We start from the raw sequence: 14842 nt of genomic DNA, 5'->3' as shown, positions 1-14842 counted from the left end.
CCAGGGCTCCCATCAGGGACAACGCCTCGGCCCGCGTGACCGGGTGGTCGGCGTCGAGGTCGAGCACAGCGGAGCGCTCGGAGCGGCACCGGAAAAGACTGGATGATCATGCGTCTTCGTGCATAGAATTGCGGCCATGGGCATGACAGCGGCGGTCATCGGCGGCAGCGGCTACAGCGGCGGCGAGCTCCTGCGCCTGCTGCTCGCGCATCCGGAGATCGAGATCGGTGCCGTGGCCGCGCACACCAACATCGGCGAGGAGATCGCCGACCTCCACCCGCACCTGCCCGCGCTGTCTGGGCGGACGTTCGTGGACACGGCCGCCGCGGCCGCCGCCGGCGCCGACCTGATCTTCCTGGCACTCCCGCACGGCCGCTCCGCCGAGGTCGCGGCGACCATCCCGACGGGCACCAAGGTCGTCGACCTGGGTGCCGACTTCCGGCTCGCGAGCGCCGACGCCTGGGCGAAGGCCTACGGCGGCGCGCACGCTGGCACCTGGGCCTACGGCCTGCCGGAGCTGCCCGGCGCCCGCGCCGCGATCGCCGCGGCGGAGCGGGTCGCCGCCCCCGGCTGCTACCCGACCGCGGTGACGCTCGCTTACGCCCCGCTCGTCGCCGCCGGCGTCGTCGACCCGTCGGACCTGGTCACGGTCGCCGCCAGCGGTACCTCCGGCGCCGGCCGCGCCGCCAACGCCAGCCTGCTCGGCTCCGAAGTGATGGGCGACGTCACGGCCTACAAGGTCGGCCGCCACCAGCACCGCCCGGAGATCGTCCAGAACCTGGCCAAGGTCGCCGCCGACGGCGTGCCGGGGCCGGCGGCGACGGTCAAGCTGTCGTTCACCGCCACTCTCGCCCCGATGCCGCGCGGCATCCTCGCGACCTGCACCGCCCGGCCGGCGGCCAGGGCGTCCACCGACGACCTCGGGGTGGGGCTCGGCTTCGGCGCGGGCCTGGTCACCGGCATCCTGCGCGCCCACTACGCCGACGAGCCGTTCGTGACGGTCCTGCCTGCCGGCCGCTGGCCGCGCACCTCGGCCACGCTCGGCAGCAACGCCGTGCACCTGCAGGCGACCTACGACGAGGACGCCGACCGGGTCGTCGTCGTCTCGGCGCTCGACAACCTGACCAAGGGCGCCGCCGGCCAGGCGATCCAGTGCGCCAACCTGATGCTCGGCCTGCCGGAGACCATGGGCCTCCCGCTGACCGGCCTCGCCCCCTGACAACGCGAAACCCGCCGAAGAATCGAGGACCGCGACGTGAGCGCAGAAGCAAGCGAGCGGAGTGGCCGGCCGAGCGAAGCGAGGCCGGCCGCGGAGCGAGTGCGGCTTCGGAGTGAACTTGGGGTACAGGGCGTCACCGCCCCGAAGGGGTTCCGGGCCGCCGGAGTCGCGGCCGGGCTGAAGCCGTCCGGACGGCCGGACGTCGCGCTCGTCGTCAACGACGGGCCGTCGGATGCCGCGGCCGCCGTGTTCACCACCAACCGGGTGCAGGCCGCGCCGGTCCAGTGGACCCGCCAGGCGCTGGCCGACGGCCGGCTGCGCGCGGTCGTGCTCAACTCGGGTGGGGCCAACGCCTGCACCGGCCCGGACGGCTTCGCGGACACGCACTTCACCGCCGAACACGTCGCGAAGGCGCTCGACCTGGGCGCCGGCGACGTCGGGATCTGCTCGACCGGCCTGATCGGCGTCCGGCTGCCGATGGACCTGCTGCTCAACGGCGTCACCCGGACCGTCGCCCAGCTCTCCACCGACGGCGGCCCGGCCGCCGCCGAGGCGATCCGGACCACCGACACCGTCAGCAAGCAGGCGGTCCGCTCCTCCTCCGACGGGACGGTCACCGTCGGCGGCATGGGCAAGGGCGCGGCGATGCTCGCGCCGTCGCTGGCGACCATGCTCGTCGTGGTGACCACCGACGCGGTCGCCGACGCGGCGACGCTGCACCGGGTGGTCAGCGAGGCGACCCGGCTGACGTTCCAGCGGATCGACTCCGACGGCTGCCTGTCGACCAACGACACCGTGCTGCTGCTCGCCTCCGGGGCCTCCGGCGTGACGCTCGCCGAGGCGGAGCTGACCCAGCTCGTCACCGACGTCTGCATGGACCTCGGCAAGCAGATGATCGGCGACGCCGAGGGCGCGACCAAGGACATCGCCATCACGATCAAAGGTGCGGCCAGCGAGGACGACGCGCTGGAGGTCGGCCGGGCCGTCGCCCGCAACAACCTGCTGAAGTGCGCGCTCTACGGCAAGGACCCCAACTGGGGCCGGGTGCTCGCCGCGATCGGCACCACGAAGGCCGCCTTCGAGCCCGACGAGCTCGACGTCGCGATGAACGGCGTCTGGGTCTGCAAGGCCGGCGCCCCAGGCGACTCCCGCGACCTGGTGGACCTGTCCGGCCGCGAGATCGCCATCGTCGCCGACCTGCACGCGGGCGACGCGGAGGCCACCATCTGGACCAACGACCTCACCGACGGCTACGTCTACGAGAACTCGGCCTACTCCACATGAGCGTGTTGAACGGCGCTGAGGCTGCGGCCGTGCAGCCGCGGGGGCCGGCGGCGACCGCGCGGGGGCACGCGGCGTTGCCGAAGACCCAGGTGCTTGTCGAGGCGCTGCCGTGGCTGGCCCGGTTTCACGGCGCCACTGTCGTCATCAAGTACGGCGGCAACGCGATGGAGAGCCCAGAGCTCCGCGAGGCCTTCGCGGAGGACGTCGTCTTCCTGCGGCTGGCCGGGATCCGGGTCGTCGTCGTGCACGGCGGCGGCCCGCAGATCACCGCGCACCTCAACCGGCTCGGGGTCCAGTCGAGCTTCGTCGGCGGCCTGCGGGTCACCACCCCGGAGACGATGGAGATCGTCCGGATGGTGCTGGTCGGCCAGGTGAACCGCGACGTTGTCGGCCTGATCAACAACCACGGCGCGTTCGCCGTCGGCCTGTCCGGCGAGGACGCGAACATGTTCACCGCCCAGCGGCGCCCGGCGATCGTCGACGGCGAGGAGGTCGACATCGGCCTCGTCGGCGACGTCGTCGAGGTGGCCCCGGAGACGATCAACGCTTTGCTGGACGCCGGCCGGGTCCCGGTCGTCGCGACGGTCGCCCGCGGCGAGGACGGCAACGTCTACAACCTCAACGCCGACACCGCCGCCGCCGCGCTCGCCGTCGCGCTCGGCGCCCTCAAGCTGGTCGTGCTGACCAACGTCGAGGGCCTGTACGCGGACTGGCCGAACTCGGACGAGGTGGTCAGCGAGCTGGCCGCCGACCAGCTGCAGGACATGCTCCCGACCCTGTCCGCCGGGATGATCCCGAAGATGGAGGCCTGCCTGCGGGCCGTCGACGGCGGCGTGCCCCAGGCGCACGTCCTCGACGGCCGGGTGCCGCACGCGGTCCTGCTGGAGATCTTCACGGACGACGGCATCGGCACCCTGATCACCCCCACCGTCAAGGACGGCGCCGGCCTGCCCGCCGCGCCCCCGAGCCCCGGAGGAACCCCGTGACCCCCAGCACCGCCGCCGCGACGCTCCCCACCGCGGGACCGGCCGGCGCCGAGGACCTGTTCGACCGGCGGGACAAGGTCATCATGGGCACCTACGGCCGCCCGGCCGTCGCGCTCGCCCGCGGCGAGGGCACCCGGGTCTGGGACGTCGACGGCAACGAGTACGTCGACCTGCTCGCCGGGATCGCGGTCAGCGCGCTGGGCCACGCCCACCCGGCCGTGCGGGCCGCCGTCGCCGCGCAGCTCGGCCAGCTCGGCCACACCTCCAACCTGTACGTCAACGAGCCGCAGGTCCTGCTCGGGGAGCGGCTGGTGCACCTGCTCGGCGCCGACGCCCGGGTGTTCTTCGCGAACTCGGGCGCCGAGGCCAACGAGTGCGCCATCAAGATCTCCCGCAGGACCGGCCGCACCGAGATCATCGCCGCGGAGCACTCCTTCCACGGCCGGACCCTGGGTGCCCTGTCGATCACCGGCCAGCCCGGCAAGAGGGCTCCCTTCGAGCCGCTGCTTCCTGGCGTGACGTTCGTGCCCTACGGCGACGCCGCCGCGCTCGAGGCCGCGGTCAGCGAGCGCACCGCCGCCGTCTTCCTGGAGCCGACCCTCGGCGAGGCCGGCGTCATCGCGCCCCCCGCCGGCTACCTGGCCGCCGCGCGGGCGCTGTGCGACCGGACCGGCGCGCTCCTCGTCCTCGACGAGGTGCAGAGCGGCGTCGGGCGGACCGGCGCCTGGTTCGCCCACCAGCACGAAGGGGTGCTGCCCGACGTGCTGACCCTGGCCAAGGGCCTCGGCGGCGGCCTGCCGATCGGCGCCTGTATCGGCATCGGCACGGCCGGGCGGCTGCTCGGGCCGGGCGAGCACGGCAGCACCTTCGGCGGCGGGCCGGTCGTCTGCGCCGCCGCGCTCGCGGTCCTCGACACCATCGAGTCCGAAGGGCTGCTCGCCCACGCGACCGCCGTCGGCGAGCGGCTCGCCGCCGGCGTCCGGGCCGCGGCCGGCGCCGGCGTACCCGGCATCGCAGGCGTCCGCGGCGTCGGCCTGTGGCGGGCGATCGAGCTCTCGACCCCGACCGCGGCCGCCTTCGAGACCGCGGCCCGCGAGGCCGGTTTCCTGGTCAACGGCATCGCTCCGGCGACTGTTCGGATTGCGCCGCCGCTGGTCCTCGGCGAGGCGGACGTCGACGCGTTCCTCGCCGCGCTGCCCGCCATCGCGACCGCCTCAGCGACCGCCTCAGCGACCGCCTCAGCGGCCGTCTCAGCGGCCGTCGAGGCGCTGGCGGCTGATCGTAAGGTCGGGCCATGACGATCCGCCACTTCCGCCTCGACACCGACCTGACGCCCGCCGAGCAGGAAGCGGTCCTCGACACGGCCGACTTGCTCAAGGCGGCGCGGCGGACCCCGACGCACCCCAGGCCGCTCGCCGGCCGGTCCGTGGCTCTGATCTTCGAGAAGCCGTCGGCCCGTACCCGGGTCTCCTTCGAGGCCGGCGTCAGCGAGCTGGGCGGCCACCCGATCGTCCTCGACGCGAACACGATCGGCCTGGGCAAGCGGGAGTCGATCGAGGACGTGGCGAAGGTGCTCAGCCGCTACGTCGACGCGATCGTCGTCCGCACGTTCGGCCAGGACCGGGTCGACCGGCTGGCCGCGGCCGGCTCCGTGCCAGTCGTCAACGCGCTGTCCGACTTCACCCACCCCTGCCAGGCGCTCGCCGACCTGCAGACCGTGCGCGACCACCTCGGCACGACCAGGGGCGTCACGCTGACCTACGTCGGCGACGGCAACAACGTCGCCCACTCGCTGCTGTACGCGGGCGCGATGGCCGGCCTCCACGTCCGGATCTGCGCCCCGAAGGGCTACGAGCCGGACGCGGGCGTCGTCACCCGATCCGCCGAGCTGGCCGTGGGTTCCGGCGGCTCGGTCGCGGTGCTCCACGACCCGGCCGAGGCCGCCGACGGCGCCGACGTGCTCTACACCGACGTCTGGGCCTCGATGGGCCAGGAGGCCGACGCGGCCAACCGCGCCGCCGTGTTCCGGCCCTACCAGCTCAACGAGGCGCTGATCGGGGCCGCGAAACCGGGCGTGAAGGTCATGCACTGCCTGCCGGCGCACCGCGGCGACGAGATCACCGACGGGGCGATGGACGGACCCGCCTCGGTGGTCTTCGACCAGGCCGAGAACCGCCTGCACGCCCAGAAGGCGCTGCTGGCATTTCTGTTCGGCGCCCTCGAAACCCGATGACCTCGCCGACCCGTCCGGTGACGCCCCTGACCAAGCGGGCCCGGCACGCCCGGCTCGCCGCGCTCATCGCGGCGCATCCGGTCCGCTCGCAGACCGAGCTCGCCCGGCTGCTCGCCGGCGAGGGCGTCCGGGTCACCCAGGCCACGCTGTCGCGCGACCTGGACGAGCTGGGCGCGACGAAGGTCCGCGGCCAGGACGGCCAGCTGACCTACACGGTCGACCCGGGGCTCGCCCCGGCCGAGTCGGTGCGGCTGCCGCTGTCCCGGCTCTGCGAGGACCTGCTGGTCTCCGCCGAGGCGAACGGCGACCTCGTCGTTCTGCGCACCCCGCCGGGAGCGGCGCAGCTGTTCGCGTCCGCGCTCGACCGCGCCGCCCTCCCGGAGATCATGGGGACGATCGCGGGTGACGACACCATCCTGGTGGTCTGCCGCCTGTTCCCGGTGGCCGACGAGCCGGAGGCGACGCCCGGGACGCCGGCTCGGGCCGTCGCGACGGGGCCGAGGCTGGCCGCACGGCTTCTCGGCCTCGCCGAGGGCCGCGCGGTACGGCCGGTCGGCGACGGTCCCGACGGTCCCGGCTCCGGGAGCGCTGAACCGGACGGTGGCGCCCCCGTCACCCCCGCCGCCGCTGGCCCCGCTGGCGCCGCCGGTGACGAGGACGAGCTAGGCGTTCGACCGGCCCCGGTGCGGTTCCCGGCAGTCCGGGAAGGCGCCGCCCGTGCCTAGAAGTGGCCCGCGCCGCCCGTAGGGTGACGCGGGTCCAGGAAACGGGCACGACCGTGACACAGGATCGCGGCCATAGAGAACCGCGTGACGCGGGCCGCGTGGACGTGCGGCCCGCGTGGACATAGGGAGCATCTTCGGTGAAGACGACCGGCAGCCCGGCCGGCACGGGCGAAACGGCTGGCAACGAGGCCAACGGGGCCGGGGGAGCGCCGCTGCGGCTCTGGGGCGGCCGGTTCGCCGGCGGCCCGGCGGAGGCGCTCGCGAAGCTCTCGGTGAGCGTGCACTTCGACTGGCGGCTCGCGCCGTACGACCTGCTCGCCTCCAAAGCGCACGCTCGCGTGCTGCACCGGGCCGGCCTGCTCGACGACGCCGAGCTCGCCGCGATGCTCGGCGCGCTGGACGACGTCGGCGCGGACGTGGCCGCCGGCCGGTTCACCGCGACCATCGAGGACGAGGACGTGCACACCGCCCTCGAACGGGCCCTCGTCGAACGGCTCGGCACCCTCGGCGGCAAGCTGCGCGCCGGCCGCAGCCGCAACGACCAGGTGGCCACCGACCTGCGCCTCTACCTGCGGGCCGCGGCCCGCCACGTGGCCGCGGTGCTCACGGAGCTGTCCGAGGCACTCGTCGACGTCGCCGAGGAGCACGTCGCCACACCGGCGCCCGGCATGACCCACCTGCAGCACGCCCAGCCGATCTCGTTCGGCCACCAGATCCTCGCCCACGTGCACGCGTTCGCCCGTGACGTCGACCGGCTGCGCGACTGGGACCGGCGGGCCGCCGTCTGCGCCCTGGGTGCAGGAGCGCTCGCCGGCTCGTCGCTGCCGCTGGACCCGGAGGGCGTCGCGGCCGAGCTCGGCTTCGACCGGGCGTTCGCCAACTCGATCGACGCCGTCTCCGACCGCGACTTCGCCGTCGAGTTCCTCTTCGCGGCCGCCCTGATCGGGGTGCACCTGTCCCGGCTGGGCGAGGAGATCGTGCTGTGGACCAGTCGCGAGTTCGGCTGGGTGGAGCTCGATGACGCGTTCGCCACCGGCAGCTCGATCATGCCGCAGAAGAAGAACCCGGACGTCGGCGAGCTGGCCCGGGGCAAGTCGGGCCGGCTCATCGGTGCGCTGACCGGCCTGCTCGCCACCCTGAAGGGCCTGCCGCTGGCCTACGACCGGGACCTCCAGGAGGACAAGGAACCGGTCTTCGACGCCGTCGACACCCTGCTGGTGGTGCTGCCGGCGGTGACCGGGACCGTCGCGACGATGAAGGTGCGGGCCGAACGCCTGGAGGCCGCGGCGCCGGACGGCTTCTCGCTGGCGACCGACGTCGCCGAGTACCTCGTCCGCCGGGGCGTGCCGTTCCGGTCGGCGCACGAGGCCGTCGGCGCGCTGGTCGCCTGGTGTGTGGCGCACGACGCGGATCTCGACGAGGTCTCCGACGCCCAGCTCACGGCGATCAACCCCGCCTTCACTCCCGACGTCCGGGACGTGCTCTCCGTCGCCGGCGCGCTGGAGGCCCGGTCGGCTCCCGGCGGCACCGCGCCGGCCCGGGTCCGCGAGCAGATCGCCAACCTGCGCCCGGCCCTGGCGGACGACCGCAAGTGGGCCATCGGTAGTGCCTGACTCCGGCTCGTCGGCGGCCCCGGAGCCGCTTCCTGCGGACTTCTACGCCCGGCCCGTGCTGGCCGTCGCGCGCGACCTGCTCGGCGCGACGGTCCGGCACAGGTCGGTCTGCGTGCGCCTTACCGAGGTCGAGGCCTACATGGGCCTGGATGACCCCGCCTCGCACGCCGCCCGGGGGCCGACGCCACGCTCGGCGGTGATGTTCGGCCCGCCAGGGCACGCCTACGTCTACTTCGTCTATGGCATGCACTGGTGCCTGAACCTCGTCTGCGAGCCGGCTGGGACGCCTTCGGCGGTGTTGGTTCGCGCTGGCGAGGTGGTCGCTGGACTGGACCTGGCGCGCCAGCGGGCACCCCTGTTGACCGACCGCGACCTGGCCCGTGGGCCTGGCCGGCTCGCCCGGGTGCTCGGGGCCGACGGACGCCTGACGGGGTCGCCCGTCACCGGTGGCGGGCCCCTGCTCGTCGAGCGGGGGAGCGAGGTCGACGACGCCCAGGTGCGCACCGGGCCCCGGATCGGCCTGCGGGTGGCGGTCGAGCGGCCGTGGCGGTTCTGGGTGGCCGGGGACCCGACCGTGAGCGCCACGCGGGGCCGGCCCGGCCAGGTGACCTGCGCTGGGGCCGGCAGACCAGACTCCCATACCTGATGAGATCGTCTAGCTGCACCCCAGCATGTGTGACGTAGCTCACAGCGATTTAGGTCGTCTGCGTTTGACGCTCGCCGTCGCGCGACCGTAATGTTCTCCCTACGGCGCCGAACGCGGCGGGCCGGAACACCCCACGGGGAGTTCCTGGAGTTTGGTCGCGGAGCGGCCAGAGGCTCCAAACCCGCCTTCGGTGCCCATAAGATCCCAAACTGGGGCTTCTGGGGCGTGGCGGTCACCGCAGCGGCGGAGGGCCAGACACGACCCGTGCGACTTTCGGTTAAAGCGAACAATCGCGCCGGTAGTTCACCTTTCGGGTGGGCCCGGTTCATGCGTCCGCTCCTTGAGAACTCAACAGCGTGCCATAGAAGTCAGTGCCATATAACCCCGTCTGTGGGTGGTGCTGGTCTGGGTCCTTCTTTTGGGGGGTTTGGGCTGGTGTTGTCTGCAGGTGGTTTTGTAATTCCTTTGGCATATGACGGGACGATCTACTTGATCTTCTGTCTTTATATGCCGGGGCATCTCCCCGTCGAGGGGTTTTAAAGCATCGATGGAGAGTTTGATCCTGGCTCAGGACGAACGCTGGCGGCGTGCTTAACACATGCAAGTCGAGCGGACCTTCGGGTTAGCGGCGAACGGGTGAGTAACACGTGGGCAACCTGCCCCAGGCTCTGGAATAACTCCGGGAAACCGGGGCTAATGCCGGATATTCACATGCTCGGGCATCTGGGTGTGTGGAAAGATTTATTGGTCTGGGATGGGCCCGCGGCCTATCAGCTTGTTGGTGGGGTGACGGCCTACCAAGGCGACGACGGGTAGCCGGCCTGAGAGGGCGACCGGCCACACTGGGACTGAGACACGGCCCAGACTCCTACGGGAGGCAGCAGTGGGGAATATTGCGCAATGGGCGAAAGCCTGACGCAGCGACGCCGCGTGAGGGATGACGGCCTTCGGGTTGTAAACCTCTTTCAGCAGGGACGAAGCGAGAGTGACGGTACCTGCAGAAGAAGCACCGGCCAACTACGTGCCAGCAGCCGCGGTAATACGTAGGGTGCAAGCGTTGTCCGGAATTATTGGGCGTAAAGAGCTCGTAGGCGGCTTGTCGCGTCGGCTGTGAAAACCCGGGGCTCAACCCCGGGCCTGCAGTCGATACGGGCAGGCTAGAGTCCGGTAGGGGAGACTGGAATTCCTGGTGTAGCGGTGAAATGCGCAGATATCAGGAGGAACACCGGTGGCGAAGGCGGGTCTCTGGGCCGGAACTGACGCTAAGGAGCGAAAGCGTGGGGAGCGAACAGGATTAGATACCCTGGTAGTCCACGCCGTAAACGTTGGGCGCTAGGTGTGGGGGACCTTCCACGGCCTCCGTGCCGCAGCTAACGCATTAAGCGCCCCGCCTGGGGAGTACGGCCGCAAGGCTAAAACTCAAAGGAATTGACGGGGGCCCGCACAAGCGGCGGAGCATGTGGCTTAATTCGATGCAACGCGAAGAACCTTACCAGGGCTTGACATGCGGGGAAATCCTCCAGAGATGGGGGGTCCTTAGGGGTCCCGCACAGGTGGTGCATGGCTGTCGTCAGCTCGTGTCGTGAGATGTTGGGTTAAGTCCCGCAACGAGCGCAACCCTTGTCCTATGTTGCCAGCGGTTCGGCCGGGGACTCATAGGAGACTGCCGGGGTCAACTCGGAGGAAGGTGGGGATGACGTCAAGTCATCATGCCCCTTACGTCCTGGGCTGCACACATGCTACAATGGCCGGTACAATGGGCTGCGATGCCGTGAGGTGGAGCGAATCCCAAAAAGCCGGTCTCAGTTCGGATCGGGGTCTGCAACTCGACCCCGTGAAGTCGGAGTCGCTAGTAATCGCAGATCAGCATTGCTGCGGTGAATACGTTCCCGGGCCTTGTACACACCGCCCGTCACGTCATGAAAGTCGGTAACACCCGAAGCCGGTGGCCCAACCCTTGTGGAGGGAGCCGTCGAAGGTGGGACCGGCGATTAGGACGAAGTCGTAACAAGGTAGCCGTACCGGAAGGTGCGGCTGGATCACCTCCTTTCTAAGGAGCGCATGCCGTTTCCGGATGTTCATGCCGGACGGTTGCTCACTGGCGTGGAACACTGACTTCCAGAGGCTGTCGACGGCCTGGTTTGTGTCTAGTACTCCCTATCTTTTTGCGGGGTGGGGGTGGAACGGGCGGCCGGGCTGGTGGATGGTTCTTGTATGGTGCGCTGTTGGGTCCTGAGGGAGCGGAAGCTTCTTCGGTGGCCATGGAGCCCTCGGGTCCTCGTTGGTTGAGGGTTCGGGGGCTGGCTGCGGTACGGACCATGTCCTCCGTGAAACTGCCCTTGTGGGTGTGTCCGGGTGTGGGTGTGGGGTCGTCCGTTCTTTGAGAACTGCACAGTGGACGCGAGCATCTTTGTGGCCAAGTTAGTAAGGGCGCACGGTGGATGCCTTGGCACCAGGAGCCGATGAAGGACGTGGGAGGCTGCGATATGCCTCGGGGAGCTGTCAACCGAGCTGTGATCCGAGGATTTCCGAATGGGGAAACCCGGCAGGATGCCAAGTCCTGTCACCGCCATCTGAACTCATAGGGTGGCTGGAGGGAACGCGGGGAAGTGAAACATCTCATTACCCGCAGGAAGAGAAAACAACCGTGATTCCGCGAGTAGTGGTGAGCGAAAGCGGATCTAGGCTAAACCTGTGTCGTGTGATAGCCGGCAGGCGTTGCGGCATGGGGGTCGTGGGATTTTCCGGGTTGGGCTGCCGCCCTTCCAGAGAGTCAGAAAACAGTGTGTTAGTCGAGCGGTCTGCGAATGGCCGGCCATAGTGGGTAACAGCCCCGTAGGCGAAAACATGCTGTCTCTCGGAGATATTCCCAAGTAGCACCGAGCCCGTGAAATTCGGTGTGAATCTGGCGGGACCACCCGCTAAGCCTGAATACTCCCTGGTGACCGATAGCGGACTAGTACCGTGAGGGAAAGGTGAAAAGTACCCCGGGAGGGGAGTGAAATAGTACCTGAAACCGTGTGCCTACAATCCGTCGGAGCTGGGTTTCGGCCTGGTGACGGCGTGCCTTTTGAAGAATGAGCCTGCGAGTTTGCGGTGTGTGGCGAGGTTAACCCGTTGTGGGGTAGCCGTAGCGAAAGCGAGTCCGAACAGGGCGTTTGAGTCGCATGTCTAAGACCCGAAGCCGGGTGATCTACCCATGGCCAGGTTGAAGCGCGGGTAAGACCGTGTGGAGGACCGAACCCACCAGTGTTGAAAAACTGGGGGATGAGCTGTGGGTAGGGGTGAAAGGCCAATCAAACCCGGTGATAGCTGGTTCTCCCCGAAATGCATTTAGGTGCAGCGTCGTGTGTTTCGTGCCGGAGGTAGAGCACTGGATGGGCTGGGGGGCTTACCAGCTTACTGAACTCAGCCAAACTCCGAATGCCGGTACGTGAAGCGCGGCAGTGAGACTGCGGGCGATAAGGTTCGTAGTCGAGAGGGATACAGCCCAGATCGCCAGCTAAGGCCCCTAAGCGTACGCTAAGTGGAAAAGGATGTGGAGTCGCACAGACAACCAGGAGGTTGGCTTAGAAGCAGCCACCCTTTAAAGAGTGCGTAATAGCTCACTGGTCAAGTGGTTCTGCGCCGATAATGTAGCGGGGCTCAAGCGTACCGCCGAAGCTGCGGCATTCGCACGTGTAGCCTAGCTGCCTCATGCGTGGGGTGGTTCAGGTGTGTGGATGGGTAGGGGAGCGTCGTGTGGCGTGTGAAGCGGCCGAGTGATCGAGCCGTGGATGCCATGCGAGTGAGAATGCAGGCATGAGTAGCGAATGACGGGTGAGAATCCCGTCCGCCGGATGACCAAGGGTTCCTGGGGCAGGTTCGTCCGCCCAGGGTGAGTCGGGGCCTAAGGCGAGGCCGACAGGCGTAGTCGATGGATAACGGGTTGATATTCCCGTACCGGCGCTGGTGCGCCAATACTGAATCTTCCTGTACTAACCTCCTGTCGAGGTCCTTTCGGGGGCTGAGATGGTTGGGATCTTGGGGGGTAGTAGGTAAGCGATGGGGTGACGCAGGAGGGTAGTCCATCCCGGGCGGTGGTTGTCCCGGGGTAAGCGTGTAGGACGATGTGTAGGTAAATCCGCATGTCATGTGTCTGAGACGTGATGCCGAGCCGATTGTGGCGAAGTGGATGATCCCATGCTGTCGAGAAAAGCCTCTAGCGAGTGCCAGGGCCGCCCGTACCCGAAACCGACACAGGTGGTCAGGTAGAGAATACCGAGGCGATCGAGTGAACTGTGGTTAAGGAACTCGGCAAAATGCCCCCGTAACTTCGGGAGAAGGGGGGCCACCACTGGTGACGGCACTTGCTGTCTGAGCTGGTGGGGGCCGCAGAGACCAGGGGAAAGCGACTGTTTACTAAAAACACAGCTCCGTGCGAAGCCGTAAGGCGATGTATACGGAGTGACGCCTGCCCGGTGCTGGAACGTTAAGGGGACGGGTTAGCTCTTCGGGGCGAAGCTCAGAACTTAAGCGCCAGTAAACGGCGGTGGTAACTATAACCATCCTAAGGTAGCGAAATTCCTTGTCGGGTAAGTTCCGACCTGCACGAATGGCGTAACGACTTTCCTGCTGTCTCAACCACAGACTCGGCGAAATTGCACTACGAGTAAAGATGCTCGTTACGCGCGGCAGGACGGAAAGACCCCGGGACCTTTACTGCAGCTTGATATTGGTGTTCGGTCCGGCTTGTGTAGGATAGGTGGGAGACTGTGAAGCGGCCACGCCAGTGGTTGTGGAGTCATTGTTGAAATACCACTCTGGTCGTGCTGGATGTCTAACCTAGGCCCGTGATCCGGGTCAGGGACAGTGTCAGGTGGGTAGTTTAACTGGGGCGGTTGCCTCCTAAAGAGTAACGGAGGCGCCCAAAGGTTCCCTCAGCCTGGTTGGCAATCAGGTGTCGAGTGCAAGTGCACAAGGGAGCTTGACTGTGAGACCGACGGGTCGAGCAGGTGCGAAAGCAGGGACTAGTGATCCGGCGGTGGCTTGTGGAAGCGCCGTCGCTCAACGGATAAAAGGTACCCCGGGGATAACAGGCTGATCTTGCCCAAGAGTCCATATCGACGGCAAGGTTTGGCACCTCGATGTCGGCTCGTCGCATCCTGGGGCTGGAGTAGGTCCCAAGGGTTGGGCTGTTCGCCCATTAAAGCGGTACGCGAGCTGGGTTTAGAACGTCGTGAGACAGTTCGGTCCCTATCCGCCGCGCGCGTAGGAGTCTTGAGAAGGGCTGTCCCTAGTACGAGAGGACCGGGACGGACGAACCTCTGGTGTGCCAGTTGTCCCGCCAGGGGCATGGCTGGTTGGCTACGTTCGGAAGGGATAACCGCTGAAAGCATCTAAGCGGGAAGCTCGCTTCGAGATGAGGTCTCCCACAGGGTCAACCTGGTAAGGCCCCCGAGAGATGATCGGGTTGATAGGCCAGAAGTGGAAGCACTGCGAGGTGTGGAGCTGACTGGTACTAATAGGCCGAGGGCTTGTCCTACAAAGATGCTACGCGTCCACTGTGCGGTTCCCGAGGAACGGCAGACCACCCCCAACCCCCCTCTGCTAGGGGTGTGGGTTGGGGTGAGGTGCCGATATCTCGATAGTGTTTCGGTGGTTTCAGCGGGGAGGGTACGCCCGGTCCCATTCCGAACCCGGAAGCTAAGTTCCCCAGCGCCGATGGTACTGCCCGGGAGACCGGGTGGGAGAGTAGGACACCGCCGAACAATCATTCCGGAACGCCCCCACACCTGACGGTGTGGGGGCGTTCCGCATTCCCGGGAACACTCCCCGGCGAGACCACCAGACGACCCGATGGCCGCCGGGAACACCCGGTCAGGCAGACCCCAGCCGGCCGCGAAGCCCGCGAGGTGGCCCCGGCACCCAGTGGAACGGGTAGATGATCCAGCTCCGGAGGCCCGCGCGGCCGACCGACGCGCGCCGCGGAACGCGGAGATCACCCGGCTCCGAGGCCTCACACTCGATCGCGCGGAGCGCGGAACGCCTGTTAGAAGCACTCAGCAGGCCCTGATCCTGAGGACCGCATCGACTTCGAACAACGCATCACCCCGCCAGACACGAAGACGATCTCCGCGTTCCGCGGCGCGCGCGC

The 14842-nt window shown here is 68.3% G+C and carries 8 protein-coding genes and 3 rRNA genes; all 11 read left to right on the top strand.

Annotated elements, in window-relative coordinates; translation table 11 throughout:
• Positions 1 to 136 precede the first annotated feature (136 nt).
• The 11 genes from argC (at position 137) to rrf (ending at position 14456) form a co-directional block, all read left to right on the top strand.
• Positions 137 to 1219: an N-acetyl-gamma-glutamyl-phosphate reductase gene (gene argC, locus FRADC12_RS04215; RefSeq protein ID WP_045875635.1), complete on the top strand. Its 1083-nt coding sequence runs from the start codon at positions 137 to 139 to the stop codon at positions 1217 to 1219.
• A gap of 99 nt (positions 1220 to 1318) precedes the next feature.
• Positions 1319 to 2503, top strand: coding sequence for a bifunctional glutamate N-acetyltransferase/amino-acid acetyltransferase ArgJ (argJ, locus tag FRADC12_RS04210; protein WP_045875634.1), 1185 nt, complete (start codon positions 1319 to 1321; stop codon positions 2501 to 2503).
• Positions 2500 to 3489, top strand: a complete 990-nt coding sequence (gene argB / locus FRADC12_RS04205) for an acetylglutamate kinase (RefSeq protein ID WP_084010439.1) — start codon at positions 2500 to 2502, stop codon at positions 3487 to 3489. Before argJ ends, argB begins: the two co-directional genes overlap by 4 nt.
• A gap of 83 nt (positions 3490 to 3572) precedes the next feature.
• Positions 3573 to 4787: an acetylornithine transaminase gene (locus FRADC12_RS04200; protein ID WP_045879066.1), complete on the top strand. Its 1215-nt coding sequence runs from the start codon at positions 3573 to 3575 to the stop codon at positions 4785 to 4787.
• Positions 4784 to 5722, top strand: coding sequence for an ornithine carbamoyltransferase (gene argF, locus FRADC12_RS04195; protein WP_045875633.1), 939 nt, complete (start codon positions 4784 to 4786; stop codon positions 5720 to 5722). Before FRADC12_RS04200 ends, argF begins: the two co-directional genes overlap by 4 nt.
• Positions 5719 to 6447, top strand: a complete 729-nt coding sequence (gene argR, locus FRADC12_RS04190) for an arginine repressor (RefSeq protein ID WP_084010437.1) — start codon at positions 5719 to 5721, stop codon at positions 6445 to 6447. Before argF ends, argR begins: the two co-directional genes overlap by 4 nt.
• 137 nt (positions 6448 to 6584) lie before the next feature.
• Complete coding sequence (argH, locus tag FRADC12_RS04185) at positions 6585 to 8060, top strand: argininosuccinate lyase (RefSeq protein WP_045875632.1); 1476 nt, start codon at positions 6585 to 6587, stop codon at positions 8058 to 8060.
• Positions 8053 to 8706: a DNA-3-methyladenine glycosylase gene (locus FRADC12_RS04180; RefSeq protein ID WP_045875631.1), complete on the top strand. Its 654-nt coding sequence runs from the start codon at positions 8053 to 8055 to the stop codon at positions 8704 to 8706. Before argH ends, FRADC12_RS04180 begins: the two co-directional genes overlap by 8 nt.
• 544 nt (positions 8707 to 9250) lie before the next feature.
• Positions 9251 to 10756 (top strand): 16S ribosomal RNA (locus FRADC12_RS04175).
• Positions 10757 to 11120: 364 nt separating this feature from the next.
• Positions 11121 to 14230: ribosomal RNA gene (locus FRADC12_RS04170) — 23S ribosomal RNA — on the top strand.
• Between the two features lie 109 nt (positions 14231 to 14339).
• Positions 14340 to 14456, top strand: a 5S ribosomal RNA gene (rrf, locus tag FRADC12_RS04165).
• The 16S, 23S and 5S rRNA genes sit together here, the layout of an rRNA operon.
• The last annotated feature ends 386 nt before the right edge of the window (positions 14457 to 14842 follow it).

This window comes from Pseudofrankia sp. DC12, from assembly GCF_000966285.1.
Classification (GTDB): Bacteria; Actinomycetota; Actinomycetes; order Frankiales; family Frankiaceae; genus Pseudofrankia.
The sequence above is the reverse complement of the archived record's forward strand: the minus strand, read 5'-3'. Positions and strand labels throughout refer to the sequence as shown.

Bases quoted from the DNA above. Each gene is read 5' to 3' on its own strand.
- argC (WP_045875635.1), top strand. From the start codon at position 137: ATGGGCATGACAGCGGCGGTCATCGGCGGCAGCGGCTACAGCGGCGGC.
- argB (WP_084010439.1), top strand. From the start codon at position 2,500: ATGAGCGTGTTGAACGGCGCTGAGGCTGCGGCCGTGCAGCCGCGGGGG.
- FRADC12_RS04200 (WP_045879066.1), top strand. From the start codon at position 3,573: ATGGGCACCTACGGCCGCCCGGCCGTCGCGCTCGCCCGCGGCGAGGGC.
- argF (WP_045875633.1), top strand. From the start codon at position 4,784: ATGACGATCCGCCACTTCCGCCTCGACACCGACCTGACGCCCGCCGAG.
- argR (WP_084010437.1), top strand. From the start codon at position 5,719: ATGACCTCGCCGACCCGTCCGGTGACGCCCCTGACCAAGCGGGCCCGG.